This window comes from Methylotenera versatilis 301 (assembly GCF_000093025.1).
GTDB classification, from domain to species: domain Bacteria; phylum Pseudomonadota; class Gammaproteobacteria; order Burkholderiales; family Methylophilaceae; genus Methylotenera; species Methylotenera versatilis.
This window is the reverse complement of record NC_014207.1, coordinates 280,846-301,715: the sequence shown is the minus strand read 5'-3', so window position 1 is coordinate 301,715 and position 20,870 is coordinate 280,846. Positions and strand designations below refer to the sequence as shown.

Genomic DNA, 20,870 nt, shown 5'->3' with positions numbered 1-20,870 from the left:
CTATTTTTTTCCTAAACTAATCACCAGTACTCCTATCAATACCAAACACGTACCCGCTAATTGCAGTAAGGTAATACCTTCACCCAAAAATATGCTGGCTAAAAATATCGTCGATACTGGGCCGATTGAGCTAATGAGTGCGGCTTTACTACTGCCAATTTTATGGATGCCAACATTCAACAAAATTGCAGGAAGCACTGTGGCAACCACCGCCATTAACATGCTAAGTAAGTAAACTTGCGTAGGCAAATGCAATATCGTCACCTGATGCGAGGTAGTAGCATAATGCGCCGCGCTTGCTACGGTGGCTGCTAGCATCGTATAAGCAGTGAACAACGAAGCGCCTACCCGTGGAATCAATCTGCCACTCGCGATTAAATAAGCAGCATAGGCCACGGCGCTAGCAGCGACCAAACTTGCACCGAGTATGGTTTCTGCGGAGCCCGATTTAACGGTAAGCACATCATGCCCAACCACCAAAGCTACACCCGCATAGGTGGCCAATAAAGCAAAGTAAACGCGTTTACCGATATGGTGTTTGAACATCGCCGCACTTAGCAAAACCACGATGGTAGGATAGATATATAAAATGATTCGCTCTAATCCAGCAGTCACATAGACTAAACCTGCAAAATCTAACAGCATCGGGCCATAGCCACCTAGAATACCCAACAAAGCAATTGCCCAAGCATCTTGGCTTGATATTGTTGGCACTGCATCCGATGCCCTCGCCCAAATCGCCAATGCAATAAAAAACGGCGCTGAAAATGCCATGCGCAAAGCGATTAGTGTAGAAGCGTCTACGGGGAATGGTTCAGCATAAGCATAGGCGAGTTTCACCATAATCGCTTTAGATGACACAGTGACGGCCGCAGCCAGCACCATCAATGCGCCAATCAAGGCATCGCGTGAGGCTTGTTTAGTGTGGGATTGCATGTACTGCCCTTAAATTGGGGCTCAATGGGATGAATGACTAAAACAACCGCGGAGAGCCCACGGTTGCTAAATTATGACGACCTAAATTAGATCAAAGCAACCGCAGCATAAAATGACCAGTAGCCATAATGCCTTTCGGTTGTGAATGACCGCAGTTACGGTAATGTCGTGATTGATTGTCATAAGTCTAAGTACTTTACCCGCACAGCCTAGCTAGGTCAAGAGTACGGAGAAATAGCATTTTATTTTGGGATGAATTTTTCTAGCGTTTCTAATTGCAGACCTGCCAACTTAGGCTGCCAAACTTCTGGATTAACTGGAAAATCTGTAAGAATTCCAGTGCGCATATAACCACGCCGCTCATAAAATGCGATTAATTCATGCCTTATCGTAATCACATGCATCTGAAATTGTTCTATGCCCCACATATGCTGCGCGAGGCTTTCAGCCTCAGTGAGTAAGCGCTTACCAATACCGTTCGCTTGTATAGTAGGACTCACCACAAACATACCAATATGCGCAATGGCACTCTCTTTTTCTACGCAGATTGAACCTAGCAATTCGTCATCATTCAAGCATAGCAAAACAATGGTGTCTTCAGACGCAATGAGGTGTTCAACCTCATTCACTGAAGTACGTAAGCCATCAAGAATATCCGCTTCAGTTGTCCATCCCGCACGACTAGTCTCACCTCGATAAGCCATGTTGACTAATTTCACGATAGCTTCAACATCTGTTAAAACTGCTTTTCTAAAATGTTGCATAAGGCATTTTATCTTCAATTATATTCAATCTATATTATCAAAAACTAGCCGATTGGTACTGTTTTGGCTTGTATTGGACAAAGCACATACTGGTGCTAATATCTCACATCTGCTTAATTGCAGGTATGCTCTAAGATGCCTTACTTGAAAAAAAACAAATAATATTAAGGGAAAAATATGTCAGAAAATCAAACGCCCGTGGTCTTTACGGGAAAAGCAGGGGAGTATTTTGGTATTTGGATTGTAAATTTACTGCTATCCATTGTCACTTTAGGTATTTATTCAGCTTGGGCAAAAGTGCGTCGTAAAAAATATTTTTACAATAATACGCTGCTCGATGGGGTTGGTTTTGATTACCACGCGAACCCAATCAATATTCTAAAAGGCCGTATTATCGCCTTTGTTCTGTTTGTGATTTACAGCGTGGTGTCTGGTATTAACCCAGCATTTGGTCTTTTGATGGCATTTATATTATTTCTTGCGCTTCCTTGGATCATTGTTCGCGGCATGATGTTTAATGCACGTAACTCTAGCTACCGTGGTTTACGCTTTGATTTTAATGGCAAATACGGCGAGGCTATAAAAGTGTTTATTGGCTACACATTATTAATCATCGTCACATTAGGTTTGGCTATTCCATTTGTAGCACAACGCACCCAAAAATTTGTGATCTCTGGTCATAAATTTGGTGTGAGCAATTTCAAAATGGAAGCTTTAGTAAAAGACTTCTACAAAATCTATCTCGTTATTTTTATCATTCCATTACTAGGTATTGTCGCTGCGATTGCGATTCCTGCTTATCAACACTATAAAGTTAAAGCGGCTAGTCACGTCAGCTCATATCAAACGCAACACTTCTCTCAAGCCTCAACTAGTGTAAAGGCTGATATGGACACGGGTGGTTTTATTAAAGTAGCCGACGTGACCACTACTGAACCTGTTACAACTGAAAATTACGCTACTGAAGACGCCGCAACAGCTGATGCAAACATGTCTGAAGCAGAATACCTCAAAAACTTAACCCCCGAAGAGCTTGCTGAATATAACAAGTTGATTAAGGCCGCTGAAGCTAATAATCCTGATGCAGGCATGACAACACCTAAAAAAGATTCATTAGCAGGTGCATTTGCTGGGCTGATTGGTAAATGGGGTATTGCAGCAGCAATATTAGCTGGCTTAATTGCCATGTTGCTTTATCTTGCAGTCATTTTTTCATTCGCGGCTTACATGAAATCTCGTATTCATAATCTCGTTTTCAACAACACCACGCTTGAGCATATCGGTTTCTTTAGTAACCAACGTATGCGCGATTTACTCTTACTCTATATCACCAATACTATCGCTTTAATCTGCACATTAGGTCTTGCGACGCCTTGGGTACATATTCGTATGGCAAAATATACGGCTAATCATTTAGCACTCACAGGCGAAACAGATTGGGATAAATTTGTAGGTGAGAAAAAAGATGCATCACGTGCATTAGGTGAAGAAATTGCCGATATGTTTGATGTTGATATTTCATTCGGTTAATCAGTCACGTGCAATTTGAAGCAGAATATTACGATGGCATCAGCGCACGCGCCAAGCGGGTGCTGGTGGACATTGTAGACAGTCACTTTACTTTCACAGTATCGGTCACCAATCCTGATGAAACTATCAGTAGTCAGCCAATCAAAGTATTAATCAATGATTGTCACGTACAAGCCAGGCTTGGAAGTGGCAAACGACTCATCGATTTACCTGACGATAGCCGTTTAGAAACAGACTTTAAAGACTTAGAGCGCTGCTTACCTGCAAAACCAGCCAATAGATTTTGGCAAGGTGTGCATTACGCCGAAACCCATAAATTCGTGATTCTTATCGCCTTTGTTGGTATTGCGCTGGCAAGTGCGGCATTACTTAAATATGGCGTGCCTGTCGTTGCTAAATATGCCGCATTAGCAACTCCTGTCAGCATGGAAAAAGACTTAGGTAAACAAACCTTAGACTCACTAGACAGTAAAAGACTTGGCTATTTTGAAGCCTCAAAAATACCAGTGTCTAAACAAAAAGACATCACGACGGCACTCGCCGCCATGTGCACTAAAACTAACAACTGCCCTGCCTACCAATTAAATTTTAGAAAAAGCCCTATCATTGGCGCTAACGCATTCGCTCTGCCTGGCGGCTATATGGTCATCACTGATGAGCTGATTGATTTAGCTAAAAATAACGATGAGATCATCGCAGTGTTAGCGCATGAGTTAGGCCATGTAAAAGGCCGGCATGCCTTGCGCCAAACTTTACAGGGAACAATTTCAGGACTGATTATCATCGCCATCACAGGTGACGTAAGCAGCATAGCATCTGGCTTACCAGCGTTAATGATGAATATGAGTTACTCTCGAGAACTAGAAACTGAAGCGGACAATTACTCGCTACAGTCACTAAAAACTGCGTGCATTCCAACCAAATCATTTGCTACATTGTTATTAAGATTAGAAAAAAGCCATGGCGGCGGCGGTTCAATGCCGGAAATGATTTCATCGCACCCTGATACCAAAGCGCGTATTGTGCCATTCTTAAAAGAGCATAGTCATTGTAGCTAAGTCATTAGCAAATCAACATTCAACAAACTTTCACAATCCATTCATCAATCCTTCACATTTCAATGACATTCTAGCCTTCATACTAAAAGGAAAGAATAATAGAAACAGGAGGTTATGATGTCATTCAAGATGCGCTTATATATCAGTCGTATGCATCAATTAGATAGTTTTTTATGTATTGCGGTAAACCACACCAGCCAATACAGGTTGATACGTAATTTTTTTAGAGTAGCCAGCAGACTTGGTGATGGCATATTTTGGTACGGCTTAATGGCTGGTATTTTGATAGTATATGGCGCCGAAGGTTTAACGCCTGTGTTACATATGGCACTGGCAGGTTTAAGCGGAACCTTGCTATACAAATGGTTAAAAGGTAAAACCCTAAGACCGCGTCCATACGAAGTGCATCAAGACATTTGGTTGACGGGAACGCCGCTTGATAAATTTAGCTTCCCCTCTGGCCACACTTTGCACGCAGTGGTGTTTAGCTTAGTCGCAATTGGCTACTACCCGCAACTCGCTATCATAGTTGTACCGTTCGCAGTGATAGTAGGATTATCTCGTGTGGTGTTAGGTTTGCATTACCCTAGTGACGTGATTGCTGGTGCGCTGATTGGCGCTACGATTGCCAGATTGTCATTCCTGCTAGTTTAGCAATTTATACACTACTAATGAAAAGCATCTTCAACTAAAGTCTTTTGGTAATATTGAATCGGCGTTGAGTGCACAATATATAAGTGCTTTAAACATTGCTCACGCCAAACATCCAATTGATCCACACTTAGATTTTTGAGTTCAGGTTCTAATAGTGGATTCTTACCATTAAGTACCTCACCAATATCTGCCACAGCCACTTGCGTTTTAGCCACATAGTAAACAAAGTGCTTAAACACGCGCTTATCAACCACCTGTACCGCTTTATAAATCAACGTTGGCAACCTGACTGCACGTAATACGCCATCCCAGAATGCTAGGCGTTTTAAAGCCTTCGTGGTGACATGCTCTGGGCATTCAAATTGAATAGAAATAAACGCAGCAATCACGGCTTGGTGTTTATTTAAAAGCTGCTTTGCTGAGATATCCAGCAGCGGCGCCAAATGTCCATCCATCGCCCACTCAGAGGTAATATGCGTGAATACCTCATTTTTATGCCACATCGCCTCGTGGGCTGGGACAAAATGATTATGTGCAATCACATCAATATATAAGTGGCTAATATAGCCAATGGCAATCGCAGTCTCCTCTTCTGTACGCGCAGATTGCATCAGTTGATGACCATGCTTCCACAGGTGAGTTTGGCGATAGTGAGGACTCACAATCGCCAAATCAGGCAAGCAAGCACCCGCCATCACTAGCTCAGGAAAGTTTTTGATTGCGCGTTGCAAACGTGGATCCAACAACGGCATCGCCCAAAGCAATGATTGTGCAAAATAGAGATGTGTCACCAAGCCCCAAGCATTCGCATCCACTGAATACAGACAGCACGGCAACCACCAATAATAATGCTTAATGAATTTTGGTATTTGCATAGCGTGTAATTTGCCACGCTGTGATTAAGTATTGGTTACAGATATATGACTATTTAGTGAAAATTTTAAAGGCATTTTTCATCAAACCGTCATATTGGGTCGCTATCGTTCATTTTAACAATCTACTAATTAACTACTTGATTTAATTAAACGAACTCTACTTATGAAAATACTATTTATCTCAGATGTCTATTTTCCGCGAATTAATGGCGTATCAACTTCTATCAGAACGTTTGTTTTGCAAATGCAAAACTTAGGTCACGAAGTGCATTTAATCGCCCCGGATTATGATGTGGTGACAGAAGATGAAGCGTGGATAAAGCGCATTCCAGCACGCAGCATCTATTTTGACCCCGAAGATAAACTCATGAAATACGGCGAGGCGGTAAAGTTACTACCAGCGCTTGAGCAAGAAAAGTACGACATCATTCACGTGCACACACCATTTGTGGCGCATTACTTAGGGCTTAAGCTTGCAGCACAGCTGAATATTCCATGTATAGAAACTTATCACACCTTCTTTGAGGATTATTTGCATCATTACCTGCCTTGGATGCCCAAGTCCATCGCACGTGGTATCGCAAGAATGATTTCAAAACGCCAATGCAATGCGGTAGATGCGATTGTCGCACCATCAAACCCCATGCTGGATGTATTGCGTAGATACGGCGTTAACGTACTATCTGAGGTAATTCCAACTGGCTTGCAAGATAGTAGCTTTGCAGCCGCAGATGGCCAAGCATTTCGATTGAAATATGGCATCCCACTAGATAGACCTATGTTGTTATATGTAGGCCGTGTTGCATTTGAAAAGAATATTGATTTCTTATTAGAGATGACCAAAATACTCGCGGAGAAACGGCCTGATGTTTTATTGGTAGTGACTGGTGAAGGCCCTGCGGAGGCGAGTTTACATAAACTTGCCAAGACCTTAGAGATAGAAAAGAACGTTCAATTTATCGGCTACTTAGACCGTAACAAAGAACTGAATGCCTGCTATGAATCAGCTGATATTTTTGTATTCGCGTCTAAAAGTGAAACTCAAGGTTTGGTTCTGTTAGAGGCCATGGCGCAAGCTACGCCAGTAGTAGCGATTGCCGAACTAGGTACAGCCTCTATTTTAATTGAAGGAAAAGGCGCGCTGATTGCGCCTGACGACACAGCTCAATTTGCAGAAAGAGTGCGTCAATTACTGCTAAATCCTGAGCATAGATTTGAACTGGGTAATCGGGCAAAAAATTATGCCTTGGATAAATGGACTGCAACACTGCAAGCGCAACGGATGATTAAGTTTTATGAGGAAGTTATCCTAAGCCCATCATCCCCACGTCAACCTTACCTGAAAACACAGTTAGACCCTGTAAAAGGCTAGCGCGTGCAATTAAGAAAATTGCGGACTTAAGTTGATTTTTGCATTACTAACTTTTGTACAACCAAACTACCCACCATATCACCTTCAACATTCACGGCGGTGCGTAAGGTATCAAGTAGCCTATCAATAGGCAGCAAAATCGCAATGGCTTCTGCAGGTAAGCCAACCGATTGCAACACCATCACCATGGTGACCATGCCAGCACTTGGAATGCCTGGTGCGCCCATCGCAGCTATCATGGCGGTAAAGAACACAATGAGTTGCTGCGCCATGCTAAGCTCTATACCAGCTAAATTAGCGATGAATATTGCCGCTGCGGCCTCGTACAATGCGGTGCCATCCATGTTGATAGTTGCGCCAAGCGGAACTACAAACCCTGCAATTTCAGGTTTAACATGCAAATGCTGAGTGGTACAGCGTAAAGTAACAGGTAGCGTGGCAGAGCTTGAACTTGTAGCAAAAGCGGTAATTAGGGACTCTCTCGCGCCGCGCCAAAACCAGAGGGGTGACCTGCCAGTAAACAAATACAAAATCAATGGCAGTATCACCACACCATGAAATAAGGTAGAGCCAATAATGACCGCTACAAACTTTGCTAAAGTACTCAGCATTGCCGCATCTTGCACCGCAATTAACTTGATCAGAAGCGCCATGATACCTAGTGGTGCTAGACGCATCACCCAGCTCACGATATGCATGGTCACTTCTAATCCTTCTTGCAGTAGGGCAAGTATGTTTTTGAAACGCTCACCACCCATGACCAGCGTGATGCCTAAAATAAGGGCGAATGTGACTACCGCTAGTACATTGCCTTGTGACAAGGCCGTAAAAGGATTTAGAAATAAGCCATGAAGAAACTGGGCAAAGAATTCTGGTAAAGGTAGTTGCTTAGCTTCAAAATTCTGCATGGCATCTTGAAACATCGCCAAATGTAAGCCAGCGCCTGGCTTAAAGTAATTACTCGCCGCTAGCGCCACAACAATCGCAATAGCCATACTACTGACAAAGAACAGTAAGGTAGTCACCCAGACATGGTGAATTTGCTGATGTTGCCGTAAATTAGCAATGCCAACGGTAATAGAACAAAATACCAGTGGGATTAAAATCATTTTAAGCAAATCAATAAACAGCGTACCGACTAGCCCTGACATGTAGAGACCTGTCTGCACTATATGATTTTCAGCCCCTAGGGAATGAAAATACAAACCTAGCCCAACACCAAACATTGCACCTAATAATATCTGGACGTTAAGGCTAGGCAGTTTCATGATGCTTACTCTTTAACAGCCTTCGTTTTAACGGCTTTGGGCTTGACGACTTTTTCTTTTACCACTTTCTCTTTGACTATTTTCTCTTTTACAGTCTTTTCCTTAACAACTTTTGGTTTTGCTACCTTTTCTTTAACCACGACCTCATTTACTGTAGTCTTTTCGTCTAAAGTCTCTTCAACGGCAGCTTCTTTCGCCGCTTTAGGTTTAGTTACTTTGGGTTTTGCTGCAGCCTTTTTAGCTTTTGGCTCAGTCGAGGCCGTTTGTAATATAGCTTCATCCACAGCAACCACTGATGTCGCTACTTTGACAGGCTTGCTAGTGCCATCAGTTTTTTCAAATACGGCTGCAAAAAAGCCATCGGTATTATGTAAGTGCGGCAATAATTTTAGATAATCGCCCGTATCTAAGTTAATTTGTTGTTGTTTTAAAATTTCAGCTGCATTGAGCAATTTAAAATCTGGATGTGTCGCTAAAAAGTTTTCAGCGATTTGCTCATTCTCATCACGCAACAAGCTGCATGTTGAGTAAATCAAACGTCCACCTGTTTTAGTGAGTTTAGACGCGCGCGCTAAAATATTCGCTTGCTTCACTGTCAGTTCAGCTAAATCTTGTGGTGTTTGGCGCCATTTAAGATCTGGATTTCGACGCAAAGTGCCTAATCCTGTGCAAGGTGCATCAACCAATACACGGTCAAATTTACCATTCAAGCGCTTAAGTTTTGGGTCGGTTTCACTGCTGATGCTTTGTGCATTCAGATTGCTTAAACCAGAGCGTTTTAGTCGTTGGCCTAAGCTGTGCAAACGTTTTTCTGACACATCAAATGCATACAAACGGCCAGTATTGCGCATTAAAGCACCCATGGCTAAAGTTTTACCGCCCGCACCTGCGCAAAAGTCTGCCACCATCATGCCACGTTTGGGCGCGACTAAATGCGCTAAAATTTGGCTACCTTCATCTTGTACTTCAATTTGACCTTCAGTAAACATGACATGGCGACTGATATTCAAGCGTAATGGCATGCGTAAACCAATCGGCGAATATGGTGTTTTAGTGACATTGCTTTCGCCCGAAGTATTTTCAGCAATAAATTTCGCCATCACATCATCGCGCGTGCCTTTAATAGTGTTCACGCGTAAATCTAGAGTGGCGGCATCATGCATGCTACGTGCGATAGTGAGTGCTTCTTTTTCGCCATATTGCGCGACTAGCTTTTCCCATAGCCAATCACGCACATCCGCTTGAACAGCCAACGGTAAATTTTCAGTCGATTTTGCTTTAATGGTATGCGCCCACTCGATTTGCTGCTCAGTCAGCATCGATTCGATTTTCTGTATGCTCATCCCTTGTATGCGTAGCATCCAAGCTAGCACCAATTTACGCGCATCATCAGGATCATTGTCATCATTAGCGGTCACGGCACTTAAAAATCGTAAACGACGCAAAACGCCATAAACACTTTCCGCCACAAAAGCACGCTCTTTGGTGCCTAGGTCACGATTATTGCGAAAAAATTCGCTTAACTTGGCATCTGCAGGGCTATTGAATTCAAGCAAATTGGATAACATTACAGCAGCTTGCCGTATTAGGTTGGGGGTCATTTGGTTCTCTTTAATATATACGCTGGCTATGAATTAAGCCATAAATCTTACTTACGGTAGCGGCAAAGGCTCTAGTCTGGCATCCAAACTAGTAATCACTAGCTCGTACATATTACCATTGCCACTAGTTTCACGTATTTTAACAGGTACATGCTGATAATCTAAGGCTAACCACAATTCTGTTTTCTTTTCGCCTTCTGGCGCCATTCTCGAGATATGAACAGTTTTGATATCGCCTAACTTAGTGGTAAGTGTTTCTTCACCTTCAAAAATGTAATCATAAATACCAAGCTTTTTGCCATTGGTAATGTTCAACTGCATATTTTGCAGAGGTGGCACAAACATAAACTGATACATAAAGCTCAATAAATCTTGTGTACCAGCTTGCAAATCAAAAGTTTGATCGCCTTTTTGGCTATGCAAAGTGAGTTTTTTACTTTCCCAATCGAAGTCAGCGCTGAAGGTTTTATCCTTTTTATCACCAAACTTATAGAAATAATGCTGCGGTTGTAAACCTATACCATCGAAATAACCATCACTAGTCTGTAGCAAGACTGGTATGACTAAAGAAATCAACCCCTTGGCTTGGATTAGGCTTTTTATTTGATACCGCTCACTATTTGGTAATCGCTGATACACAACTCTAGCACTACCTGCTATTGATCTATTGGGCACATCATCTTTATCAGCATATACGTCAAATTCAGACTCAATATATTGATAGGGTTTAGGTTTAGCAATTAATCCGGCTTCTTCTACTGGATTTTCAACGATGGGTTGCGCAACTTCTGGCGGCTCGATTGAAGTCACGGTTTCAGTTGGCGGAGGCTCTGGCAACAGCGCCGGTTGCTGATTAACTTGAGCTACAGGTTCAAGTGGCTTTTCTTCTTTTTGCTCCATAGGTTTATTAGACTCGACTTGCTTTTCGACTGGCTTCTTTACTGCGGGTGGGTTTAAAACTGGACTAGGTAAAGCTTTAGGCAACACTAATCGAGCTTCAATTAAATCGTGCTGTTCATTTAAGTTTGGCAGATTAAAGCTGAATTTTCCAATTAGAAATAAATGCAGTAGCAGCGACAAACCTAACGCAAGTGCTAGCCTTCTGTAGCTAGCATCTTGGTATAACGACTTTAATTTAACCCAAGGACTACTAATCCACATGTAACTCAGTGAGCGTTTGCTCTAGTTTTGCACCATCAGAATCTACCATTAGAAAACGGACCAATATGAAATTCTTCTCTGCCGCTAACCAAAGCTCTTTGGTATCTGATTGTCCTTTATCTGAGTCGGCAGGTACTAAATGCACGGTTTTATATTGGCTGCTAGCGACGTTAAGCTGTTCAATTTCTGGATTAACTTTATATTGATACTGATTAAGCTTCTTACCTGTGGTGAGTGTGACCGTAATATCATTTTTAAACGGTCTAGATAGAAACATAAATTGATAGGCAAAACTTGCTAAGTCTTGTGTACCAACTGTGAGCGGAACAGTTTGAGGCTCGCCCTTGCCTAACATGCGCAAAGTATTACTCGACCAATCAAAATCTGAAAACAAGGCTTTATTCGGATTGCTACCTTGATGCAACTCAAAGTGAGTCGGCACTAAGCCTTTACGAGTGACTTTCCCAGTGCTGCTAAGTTTTCGCACGCCAAGCAAGGCGTATATACCTATGCCTTTTGTCGTGCTTTCCACTTTATAAGTGTTACCTGTCACCACATATTGTTCGCGGACGTTTGCAAACGGCGTGCCGTCTTTGGTGACAACATAATCAGCTTGAATACGCTTAGGCAAGTTCACCTGTTGCGCTGCGAAAGCAGATGTAGTGGTGAAAATAAATGCTAGGCTTAGCACTCTAATGGTTCTAAAAATTCCAATTTGACTCAGCACGAAAACTCCTCAATATGACTTTGCAAAAAAGTCTCACTAGCACTTAACGCATCAAGTTAGCTTTTAGATACACGCCATCAAAATATTTAGACTACAACGGTTGGTGCTTCACCCACTTGTTGCACACGGATATGACCAATTTCGAATACAGTTTCACCCGCATCTTGTAGTAGTTTTTGCGCAGCAGCTGCCTGTTCCTTAGCCACAATGACGGCCATACCAATGCCGCAATTGAAAGTTTTATACATTTCTGAATCGGCAACATTGCCTTGTGCTTGCAACCATGTGAATAATTGCGGCATGGTCCAGCTACCTTTTTTAATTTCGGCCGTTAAACCTGCTGGCAATACACGCGGAATATTTTCAGTAATGCCGCCACCTGTAATATGCGCCATACCTTTGACTGGCATTGCGGCGATTAATGCTAACAATGGTTTCACATAAATACGCGTTGGCGCCATCACTACATCTTTGAATTTTCTACCATGAAAATCTGACTCAAAATCAATGCCTGATTTATCAATCAACTTGCGAATCAATGAGTAACCATTTGAATGCGCGCCGCTTGAAGCCAAACCTAGTACTACATCACCGGCTGCAATAGTTGTGCCGTTGATAATATTTTCTTTATCCACACAACCTACTGCAAAACCTGCTAAATCGTATTCGCCAGCTGGATACATACCTGGCATTTCAGCAGTTTCGCCGCCCACCAAAGCACAGCCAGATTGCTCACAACCTTCGGCAATGCCTTTAATCACTTGTGCTGCAGTACCAACTTCTAACTTGCCACAGGCAAAATAGTCTAAGAAAAATAGCGGCTCTGCGCCCTGCACTAGAATATCGTTCACGCTCATGGCCACTAAATCAATACCCACTGTATCGTGCTTATTCAGCTCAAAGGCTAGTTTAAGCTTAGTGCCCACGCCATCTGTACCAGAAACCAGCACAGGATTCTTAAACTTCTTCGGCATTTCGAACAATGACCCAAAGCCGCCGATGCCGCCCAACACCTCTGGACGCATAGTGCGTTTTGCAAATGGTTTAATTTGCTCAACTAGCGCATCGCCAGCTTCCATATCCACGCCCGCATCGCGGTAGCTAATTGATGTAGTGTTTGAAGAATTAGTGGTCAAAACGGCTCTCGCTTAGTAATAATATTTAATAAAAATAAAGGTTTTTGAATGCTTTTGCTTAAGGGTGCTTTTATAAATTAAAGTTTCTAAATTAGACAAGGCGCGAACAAAAAACTATGACGCAGTATATAGTTGATATATAAGGAGTAATTTTTTGTGAGCAACACAGTATAATGACGAAAATTTAATTTATAGAAGTACCCTATACACGTTTAAGTATAATTTTAACCTATATGACGACTGAACCCAAAAAAACAGCAGCAAAAAATCTATTTATCGATAATCGCTGGTTAATTATTACTGCGATTTTTGCATTTATTATTTATTTATTGCTTCCAATACTAACGCCATTCTTAGTCGCAGCGATTCTAGCTTATATGTGCGATCCACTGGTTGATAGGCTTTGCTTGGTTGGTGTAGGTAAATTTAGGATAGGTCGCACGCTGGCTACCGTGCTGGTGATGGCAGGTATTTTCGGCATTATCACTTTACTGCTGCTTATTCTCATTCCGCTATTACAAAAAGAATCTCTGTTGATTGCTGAACGCTTACCCAGCACCATCAACAATATCCGCACTACGGTTGAACCCTGGTTACAAAGCAAGTTTGGTATTAGTTTTGCCATTGATGGCGCACAGATTCAAGACATCATCACCAAAAACTGGAAAACTGCTGGTGGACTACTTGGCGATGTGTTGATGATGGCAGGCAATAACGGCATGGCGCTCATTGGCATTATTGCGAATATATTACTTTTACCTGTAGTGCTGTTTTATTTATTGCGTGATTGGGATATCTTTGTAGCACGCATAGGTCAGCTGATTCCACGTGAATGGCATGATAAAACAACCAATATTGCCAGTGAAATTGACCAAGTGTTAGCTGAATTCTTACGCGGACAACTTTCAGTCATGCTCGCCATGAGCGCTTTTTATGCCATAGGCCTGTGGTTTGCAGGATTAGATATGGCCTTGCCGATTGGCTTAGTGGCTGGCCTATTAGGCTTTGTGCCTTATTTAGGATTCGCACTGGGCGTAGTTCTAGCCTTAGTTGTTGCTGCGCTTGAGTTCACCAGTTTCGGCCAATTGATTCCAGTATTGATTGTATTTAGCCTAGGCCAGTTGGTAGAAAGCATGGTGCTTACGCCCAAATTAGTTGGCGACCGCATCGGTTTACACCCTGTTGTTGTGATTTTTGCTTTGCTCGCTGGCGGTCAATTATTTGGCTTTGCTGGCGTGTTACTTGCCTTACCAGTGAGCGCGGCGATTGCTGTTGGCTTGCGTCACACCAAAGACAATTACCTCAATAGCGATACTTATCTCAACTAGTCATCGCACTAAAGGCACTCCAAATTTTGCACATGAAACAGCTCTTACTCGACATCAAGCCTGCGGCTCCGCCCACGCTACTTAACTTTATCGCTGGGCGTAATGACGAGGCACTTGCTAGTTTAAACGCAGTCGCTAGCAATTCTGCTCAGTCAAAATTTATCTACTTATGGGGCGAAGCAGGTAGTGGTAAAAGTCATTTATTATCGGCCTGCGAGGCAATAGGCATGCAGGTGGTAGACAATGTGCATTTGCTAAACAATGATGCACAAATTGATTTATTTAATATTTACAATCAACTTAAGGAAAGTGGCGGCACACTTATAACCGCTGGTTTGCATGCGCCAACACAAATGGGACTGCGTGACGATTTAGCTACCCGTTTGGCTTGGGGTTTGGTGTATCAGCTACATCCACTCAACGATGCCGAAAAAGCTTTGGCGCTGCAAAATCATGCGGCGGAGCGTGGTATACGCTTACCCACCGAAGTCGTGGACTACTGCTTACGTTACCTTAGACGTGATTTATCGACCTTAATGGCAACATTAGATGCCCTAGACGAATGGTCGCTCACGACTAAAAAGCCCGTTACTGTGCCTCTGCTGCGACAGTTACTGCAACTGAATTTAGAAGCCTAAGGCGGACATGAGCACTCATTTTTTATTAATTTTTATCGCATTTCTATTAGTATTACTGAATGGTTTTTTTGTAGCAGCAGAATTTAGTTTAGTTAAACTCCGTAGCACCCGCGTGCGCACGATTGCAAAAACCTTAGGCTGGCGCGGCAGAATGTTAGCCAAAGTTCATGCCAATTTAGATACCTACTTATCTGCCTGCCAGCTAGGCATCACATTATCTTCACTCGGACTTGGCTGGATAGGCGAGCCTGCTTTTGCAGCGCTAATCGAACCCTTGCTCTTACATATTGGCGTTTCTAGTCAAAAACTCATTCACAGTATCGCCTTCATTTTTGCTTTTTTTACCATTTCTTATTTGCACATCGTACTTGGCGAACTGGTGCCAAAATCATTGGCTATTCGTATGTCCGAAAGAGTCGGCATTTGGACAGCGCCCGCTTTGTATGCATTTTATTGGTTGATGTTTCCTGCTATTTGGCTGCTTAACCAAAGCTCAAATATTGTGATCAGTGCCTTGAAACTGAAAACCAAAGCGGGACACGACTCACATTACTCCTCCGAAGAGCTGAAATTGATTTTACGCAGCTCACGCGCCAGTGACGAATTTAGCGATGATGAATGGAAAGTGCTCGCACAAGCCATTGACTTTAGAGAGTTGGAAGTGTCGGATTTAATGCATCCGTTTAGTGAAGTGGTTGCGTTATTCGAAGAAGATTCATTTGACGATAACATGGATCGTATCTTGCAACATCGCTACAGCCGTTATCCAGTTGTGAATGGCGATGGCATCGTGACTGGCATCATTCATATTAAAGACATTTTTGTGGCTTTGCGTAAAGATGCCGATTTTACTGATATTAAAAGCCTCGCACGACCAATTGAACAAGTACCGCCAACCACGCATGCCATGACGTTATTCAGAAAACTACAAAAAGGTGCGCCTCATTTTACTGTGGTCGGCTATGAAGATGCAGCACCGATTGGTTACATTACCTTAGATAATTTACTGTCAGCGTTGGTTGGCGATATTCGTGATGAATTCAGGCAATCGCAAAGTGAATGGGCTAAATTAGACGATGGCTCGTTGCTGGGCAAAGGCTCATTACCACTGAATACCTTAGAGCGCACATTGGGTATTGATATTGAATCAGAAGATGCCGATACCATCGCAGGGCTTGTACTGTGGGCGCTTGGCGACATTCCTAAAGAAGGTCAGCGTGTACAATTCACGGCTTTTGATGTGGTGGTGAAGAAAATGATAGGACCTCGCATTTTACTGGTAAGAGTTTACCCAAAAAATCAGGTAAGTGAACCACCTTCGCAGCATTAAGAATACCTAATCGCTGGTTGCTATCTTTGTAAATAGCTTAAACCAAATAAAACCAAGCACACCTGCTGAAAGTGAGGCCAGTAAAATCGCCATCTTGGCGGCATTAATGGTTTCAATACTGGCAGGAAATGCAAGATTAGTGATAAAAATGGACATGGTAAATCCTATCCCACCGAGTATGCCCGCACCAATAATATGTCGCCATTTCAAGTCTGCTGGCAAGTGACAGATGCCAGTGATGACAGCAACGAAACAAAGCAAACCTACGCCCAATGGCTTACCGAGTATCAGGCCCAACATAATACCTAGGCTGTTAGCACTCATTAAATCGTTCATCCAACCAGCCTCTATGGTGATGCCCGTGTTTGCCAAGGCAAATATTGGCAGAATAATGAACGCAACGGGTTTGTGTAAAAAATGTTCTAGCTTATGTGAGGGCGACTTCTGATCGTCATCTTTCACAGAAAATGGAATGGCAAATGCCAACATAATGCCAGCTACCGTGGCGTGAATGCCTGATTTGAGCATAAAAAACCACATGATAACGCCACCAACGAGGTACGGCAGTAAGGACATCACTCGAAATAGTCGATTGAGCAAAATCAGCACCGCCCAAACCAATAAAGCTGCTAACAGATAGCTCACAGAAAATTTAGCTGTGTAGAAAACTGCAATCAATACAATTGCACCTAAGTCGTCTATCACGGCAAAAGCCACGACAAACACTTTTAACGAGGCTGGGATTCTATTACCTAGTATAGCTAAAACACCAAGTGCAAACGCAATATCAGTCGCCATGGGTATGCCGATACCGTTTTGTGTAGGCGTTGATTGATTAAATGAATAGTGAATCAGCGCGGGAACTAGCATGCCGCCAATGGCCGCAAAAATGGGCAGTAACGCGTTTTTGAAGTTGGATAACTCGCCGACGTAAATCTCGCGCTCCAGCTCTAAACCAATCAGCAGAAAGAATATCACCATCAGCCCATCGTTAATCCAGTGTTCTAGACTTAAACCTGCGACATGGATTTGCCAAAGACTTAAATACTCATGCCCTATGGGTGAGTTAGCCAGCAGAATCGAAACGAGCGTAAAGACAATCAGCAAAATGCCACTTGATTTTTCTGAATCAAAAAACCGATTGAAGGTGTTTGATAGTGTGATTGAAGCTTTATTCATCAGGAGCTCTTTAAAAAGGCATTCTTTAAAATTTTAATGTTTGGAAGCAATCTTTTATAACATCAGTTATCATTCGACAAATAGTCTATACACATATTTAAAATGAATAGCACTATCTAAACACACCAATCAGGCCAAATCAAATAAACATAACATGCTTAGAATCACTGAAATCAAATTACCGCTTGACCATCAACCCAGCGAAATCAACGCCGCCATTGTTAAAAAACTGGCAATTAATAAGGCTGATTTAGTCGAATATACCATTTTTAAACGTGGTGTAGATGCGCGTAAAGCCAATGCAATTTTGTTAGTCTACTCGCTTGATGTCACGGTGAACGGTGAGGCTAAAGTGTTAGCCAAATTAGGTAAAGATCCACACGTTAAACTTGCGCCAGATACTTCTTATAAATTTGTAGCGCAAGCACCAGAAACACTTAAAGAAAGACCAGTAATCGTCGGTTTAGGCCCTGCTGGTCTTTTTGCTGCGCTTATTTTGGCACAATCTGGCTTCAAACCTATCGTACTAGAACGTGGTAAAGCGGTGCGTGAGCGTACCAAAGACACTTGGGATTTATGGCGTAAATCTAAGCTTAACCCAGAATCTAATGTGCAATTTGGTGAAGGTGGTGCAGGCACATTCTCTGACGGCAAACTATATAGCCAAATTAAAGACCCTAACCATTATGGTCGCAAAGTATTAAATGAGTTTGTTAAAGCAGGCGCGCCAGAAGAGATTTTATACGTCAGTCATCCGCATATCGGCACGTTCCGGTTGGTCGGTATGGTAGAAGAAATGCGTAACAATATTATCGCGCTTGGTGGTGAAATACGCTTCCAATGTAAAGTCGAAGATATTGAGATTACAGACAATCAAGTGCAAGCCGTGGTGCTGGCTAGCGGTGAACGCATTGCCACGAATCACCTGATTCTGGCTGTTGGGCATAGCGCTCGTGACACTTTTGAGATGATACACAAACGCGGTATTTATATTGAAGCCAAGCCATTTTCCATCGGCTTCCGTATCGAACATCCGCAATCACTTATTGATGCCGCACGCCACGGTCCTAACGCTCAACACCCAATTTTAGGCGCTGCTGATTACAAACTGGTACACCACGCAAGTAACGGTCGCAGTGTTTACAGCTTTTGCATGTGCCCAGGTGGCACCGTGGTAGCTGCGGCATCTGAAGAGGGTCGCGTGGTAACCAACGGCATGAGTCAATATTCACGTAACGAGCGTAATGCGAATGCTGGTATAGTAGTTGGCATCACGCCTGATGAGGATTATCCAGGTCATCCACTCGCGGGTATGGAATTACAGCGCAAGTGGGAAAGCCAAGCTTACTTATTGGGTGGCAGTACTTACCAAGCACCAGGACAATTAGTTGGCGACTTTTTAGCGAATCAACCTTCAACTCAATTTGGCGAAGTCACACCTTCGTACACTCCCGGCGTGCATCTGACCAACTTGGATACCGTTCTACCTGAATACGTGATTACGGCAATTCGTGAAGCGATACCACAGTTTGCTAAACAAATTAAAGGTTTCGATATGGCAGATGCGATACTCACTGGCGTTGAAACGCGCACCTCATCGCCGATTCGGATTAAACGTAACGATGACAACTTGCAAAGCATTAATACCAAAGGCTTGTACCCTACTGGCGAAGGCGCTGGCTATGCTGGCGGCATTCTTTCCGCGGGTGTTGACGGCATAAGAATCGCTGAGGCAGTAGCATTGAGTATGGCAGGACGTTAAGTCCTATTTAAAGTCTTTGTAAGACAATAAGGAGTAACAAGTGATTGACTTTAAGTTAGCACTAAAAATATTAGCGGTTGCGTTTATTTGCTTTGCGCAAATGGCTATCGCCACTCCTGAGCTTACTTATATTGACAATCAAATTGCCGCTCACCCTAATCAAAGCGGCATCTATGTGCTGGATAAAGGCGAAGATGCTTTACTGGCGCGCGCGTGGCTGGCTGACCACGCAGAGAAAACTATCGAAGTACAATACTTCATCTGGAGTACCGATAACATTGGCATATTAGCCTCAGAAGCCCTACTGCGTGCGGCTGATAGAGGTGTGAAAGTACGCGTCATCGTTGATGATTTATTAATCGATGCGCCTGATAAATCGTTACTGGCACTCGCTAAACATCCAAACGTCGAGATTCACATCTATAACCCAAAACATTCAGTAGGCACGCCATTTTACAAACGCTTGATGAATATCGTCGTGAATTTTCGCGGTGTTAATCAGCGCATGCACGATAAAACTTTTATCGTAGATGGCAAACTGGCTATTACTGGCGGGCGCAATATGGCCGCTGAATATTTTGACTATAACCAAAAATATAACTTCCGCGACCGCGATGCCTTACTGCTTGGCGATGTGGCAAAAGACATGCAAGCAAGCTTCGAAAAGTTTTGGCATAGTCCACTTAGCGCGCCAGTGGAAGACTTGTATGATGGCTTAGGGCTGATGCAGAAACACGTCACTGTCAAAGATGATGAAATCCAGAAAATCTACAGTGACTTGCACGATTACGCTAACTCACCTGAAAATTTTACGCCTGAGAATCGCAAGGCGATTAGTGACATGCCGAAAGCTTTTGCTGCGCTAGCCGAAAAAATCATTTGGACACCGATTCAGTTTATTAGCGACACACCAGGTAAAAACAATTACAAATACATTATGGGTGGCGGTGGCTTCACCACGCAAAAATTAGCGCAATTAGTTGAAAATGCGCAAACGCAAATTGTGATTCAATCACCTTATTTAGTCATGTCTAGCCAAGCGAAGAAGTTGTTTAAAGACGCGTTAAAACGTGGCGTTAAAGTGCGCATCAACACCAACTCATTGGCTTCTACTGACAATTTAGAAGCCTTTAGTGGCTACCGTAACCAGCGTGATCAACTTATCAAAATGGGTATCGAAGTTTACGAATATAAGCCTGACCCGCAAATTAAACAAAAATTGGTGCAACACGTTTTGCCTAAAGATGCCAAGCCACCAGTATTCGCGATTCATGCTAAAACTATGGTGGTTGATGCTAAAACAGTATTTATCGGCACTTTTAATTTTGATCCACGCTCACAAAATTTAAATACCGAAGTAGGTGTGATTGTGCAAAATGAAGCATTGGCTAATAATGTGCAAACTGCCATTGAAACCGATATGCAGCCTGAAAATAGCTGGAGTGCAGCCACTGACAATCCAGACCAATATGCGACAGGTGCGAAACGTCGTAAAGTCGCAGCATTGCAATTAACACCAATTAAGCCATTGTTGTAACTTTAAGCACAGTA

At 42.9% G+C, this 20,870-nt stretch carries 18 protein-coding genes; 9 read left to right on the top strand and 9 right to left on the bottom strand.

What is annotated here, in order from left to right; all coding sequences use genetic code 11:
- Both M301_RS01365 and M301_RS01360 read right to left on the bottom strand, forming a co-directional pair.
- Positions 1–936 (bottom strand): DMT family transporter, encoded by a 936-nt coding sequence (locus tag M301_RS01365; protein ID WP_013146966.1) that lies wholly within the window; start codon positions 934–936, stop codon positions 1–3.
- A 242-nt stretch (positions 937–1,178) separates the two neighbouring features.
- The gene (locus M301_RS01360; RefSeq protein ID WP_013146965.1) at positions 1,179–1,700 is read right to left on the bottom strand and encodes a GNAT family N-acetyltransferase; all 522 of its coding nucleotides are present in this window, start codon (positions 1,698–1,700) and stop codon (positions 1,179–1,181) included.
- A gap of 177 nt (positions 1,701–1,877) precedes the next feature.
- Here M301_RS01360 and M301_RS14125 point away from each other — a divergent pair, with 177 nt between their 5' ends.
- The 3 genes from M301_RS14125 (at position 1,878) to M301_RS01345 (ending at position 4,942) form a co-directional block, all read left to right on the top strand.
- A complete protein-coding gene (locus tag M301_RS14125; RefSeq protein ID WP_013146964.1) occupies positions 1,878–3,230 on the top strand; it encodes a DUF898 family protein in 1,353 nt (450 codons plus the stop codon).
- 8 nt (positions 3,231–3,238) lie between these two features.
- Positions 3,239–4,288 carry a M48 family metallopeptidase gene (locus M301_RS01350; protein WP_013146963.1) on the top strand — a complete coding sequence of 350 codons (1,050 nt, stop codon included), beginning with the start codon at positions 3,239–3,241 and terminating at the stop codon, positions 4,286–4,288.
- A gap of 117 nt (positions 4,289–4,405) precedes the next feature.
- Positions 4,406–4,942 (top strand): phosphatase PAP2 family protein, encoded by a 537-nt coding sequence (locus tag M301_RS01345; protein ID WP_013146962.1) that lies wholly within the window; start codon positions 4,406–4,408, stop codon positions 4,940–4,942.
- A 14-nt stretch (positions 4,943–4,956) separates the two neighbouring features.
- On the opposite strand, the gene M301_RS01340 is transcribed toward M301_RS01345, so the two are convergent.
- Positions 4,957–5,817 (bottom strand): zinc dependent phospholipase C family protein, encoded by an 861-nt coding sequence (locus M301_RS01340; protein WP_013146961.1) that lies wholly within the window; start codon positions 5,815–5,817, stop codon positions 4,957–4,959.
- Positions 5,818–5,980: 163 nt separating this feature from the next.
- Between M301_RS01340 and M301_RS01335 the strand changes: the two genes are divergently transcribed.
- Positions 5,981–7,189, top strand: a complete 1,209-nt coding sequence (locus tag M301_RS01335) for a glycosyltransferase (RefSeq protein ID WP_013146960.1) — start codon at positions 5,981–5,983, stop codon at positions 7,187–7,189.
- A gap of 26 nt (positions 7,190–7,215) precedes the next feature.
- On the opposite strand, the gene M301_RS01330 is transcribed toward M301_RS01335, so the two are convergent.
- The 5 genes from M301_RS01330 to purM form a co-directional block, all read right to left on the bottom strand.
- Positions 7,216–8,457, bottom strand: coding sequence for a dicarboxylate/amino acid:cation symporter (locus M301_RS01330; protein WP_013146959.1), 1,242 nt, complete (start codon positions 8,455–8,457; stop codon positions 7,216–7,218).
- A gap of 5 nt (positions 8,458–8,462) precedes the next feature.
- On the bottom strand, positions 8,463–10,058 hold the full coding sequence (locus tag M301_RS01325) for an RsmB/NOP family class I SAM-dependent RNA methyltransferase (protein WP_013146958.1): 1,596 nt from the start codon (positions 10,056–10,058) through the stop codon (positions 8,463–8,465).
- A gap of 51 nt (positions 10,059–10,109) precedes the next feature.
- Positions 10,110–11,219 (bottom strand): DUF3108 domain-containing protein, encoded by a 1,110-nt coding sequence (locus M301_RS01320; protein ID WP_013146957.1) that lies wholly within the window; start codon positions 11,217–11,219, stop codon positions 10,110–10,112.
- Positions 11,209–11,946, bottom strand: coding sequence for a DUF3108 domain-containing protein (locus tag M301_RS01315; protein WP_013146956.1), 738 nt, complete (start codon positions 11,944–11,946; stop codon positions 11,209–11,211). Before M301_RS01315 ends, M301_RS01320 begins: the two co-directional genes overlap by 11 nt.
- An 86-nt stretch (positions 11,947–12,032) precedes the next feature.
- Complete coding sequence (gene purM / locus M301_RS01310; protein WP_013146955.1) at positions 12,033–13,082, bottom strand: phosphoribosylformylglycinamidine cyclo-ligase; 1,050 nt, start codon at positions 13,080–13,082, stop codon at positions 12,033–12,035.
- 233 nt (positions 13,083–13,315) lie between these two features.
- Here purM and M301_RS01305 point away from each other — a divergent pair, with 233 nt between their 5' ends.
- The 3 genes from M301_RS01305 to M301_RS01295 are packed head-to-tail and all read left to right on the top strand — an operon-like array spanning position 13,316 to position 16,378.
- Complete coding sequence (locus tag M301_RS01305; RefSeq protein WP_013146954.1) at positions 13,316–14,410, top strand: AI-2E family transporter; 1,095 nt, start codon at positions 13,316–13,318, stop codon at positions 14,408–14,410.
- Positions 14,411–14,442: 32 nt separating this feature from the next.
- Complete coding sequence (locus tag M301_RS01300; protein ID WP_013146953.1) at positions 14,443–15,048, top strand: HdaA/DnaA family protein; 606 nt, start codon at positions 14,443–14,445, stop codon at positions 15,046–15,048.
- A gap of 7 nt (positions 15,049–15,055) precedes the next feature.
- A complete protein-coding gene (locus M301_RS01295) occupies positions 15,056–16,378 on the top strand; it encodes a hemolysin family protein (RefSeq protein ID WP_013146952.1) in 1,323 nt (440 codons plus the stop codon).
- A gap of 6 nt (positions 16,379–16,384) precedes the next feature.
- Here M301_RS01295 and nhaA read toward each other — a convergent pair whose 3' ends face one another.
- Entirely contained in the window at positions 16,385–17,557 is a 1,173-nt protein-coding gene (nhaA, locus tag M301_RS01290; protein WP_013146951.1) for a Na+/H+ antiporter NhaA, read from the bottom strand.
- 154 nt (positions 17,558–17,711) lie between these two features.
- On the opposite strand from nhaA, the gene M301_RS01285 reads away from it, so the two are divergent.
- Both M301_RS01285 and M301_RS01280 read left to right on the top strand, forming a co-directional pair.
- Positions 17,712–19,319 carry an NAD(P)/FAD-dependent oxidoreductase gene (locus M301_RS01285; protein ID WP_013146950.1) on the top strand — a complete coding sequence of 536 codons (1,608 nt, stop codon included), beginning with the start codon at positions 17,712–17,714 and terminating at the stop codon, positions 19,317–19,319.
- 40 nt (positions 19,320–19,359) lie between these two features.
- Entirely contained in the window at positions 19,360–20,856 is a 1,497-nt protein-coding gene (locus M301_RS01280) for a phospholipase D family protein (protein ID WP_013146949.1), read from the top strand.
- The last annotated feature ends 14 nt before the right edge of the window (positions 20,857–20,870 follow it).

What these genes read in the sequence shown, in the direction of transcription:
- M301_RS01335 (WP_013146960.1), top strand. Translation starts at nt 5,981, where the DNA reads ATGAAAATACTATTTATCTCAGATGTCTATTTTCCGCGAATTAATGGC.
- M301_RS01330 (WP_013146959.1), bottom strand. Translation starts at nt 8,457, where the DNA reads ATGAAACTGCCTAGCCTTAACGTCCAGATATTATTAGGTGCAATGTTT.
- M301_RS01360 (WP_013146965.1), bottom strand. Translation starts at nt 1,700, where the DNA reads ATGCAACATTTTAGAAAAGCAGTTTTAACAGATGTTGAAGCTATCGTG.
- M301_RS01340 (WP_013146961.1), bottom strand. Translation starts at nt 5,817, where the DNA reads ATGCAAATACCAAAATTCATTAAGCATTATTATTGGTGGTTGCCGTGC.
- M301_RS01325 (WP_013146958.1), bottom strand. Translation starts at nt 10,058, where the DNA reads ATGACCCCCAACCTAATACGGCAAGCTGCTGTAATGTTATCCAATTTG.
- M301_RS01300 (WP_013146953.1), top strand. Translation starts at nt 14,443, where the DNA reads ATGAAACAGCTCTTACTCGACATCAAGCCTGCGGCTCCGCCCACGCTA.
- M301_RS01295 (WP_013146952.1), top strand. Translation starts at nt 15,056, where the DNA reads ATGAGCACTCATTTTTTATTAATTTTTATCGCATTTCTATTAGTATTA.
- M301_RS01345 (WP_013146962.1), top strand. Translation starts at nt 4,406, where the DNA reads ATGTCATTCAAGATGCGCTTATATATCAGTCGTATGCATCAATTAGAT.
- M301_RS14125 (WP_013146964.1), top strand. Translation starts at nt 1,878, where the DNA reads ATGTCAGAAAATCAAACGCCCGTGGTCTTTACGGGAAAAGCAGGGGAG.
- nhaA (WP_013146951.1), bottom strand. Translation starts at nt 17,557, where the DNA reads ATGAATAAAGCTTCAATCACACTATCAAACACCTTCAATCGGTTTTTT.
- M301_RS01305 (WP_013146954.1), top strand. Translation starts at nt 13,316, where the DNA reads ATGACGACTGAACCCAAAAAAACAGCAGCAAAAAATCTATTTATCGAT.
- M301_RS01320 (WP_013146957.1), bottom strand. Translation starts at nt 11,219, where the DNA reads ATGTGGATTAGTAGTCCTTGGGTTAAATTAAAGTCGTTATACCAAGAT.
- M301_RS01285 (WP_013146950.1), top strand. Translation starts at nt 17,712, where the DNA reads ATGCTTAGAATCACTGAAATCAAATTACCGCTTGACCATCAACCCAGC.
- M301_RS01365 (WP_013146966.1), bottom strand. Translation starts at nt 936, where the DNA reads ATGCAATCCCACACTAAACAAGCCTCACGCGATGCCTTGATTGGCGCA.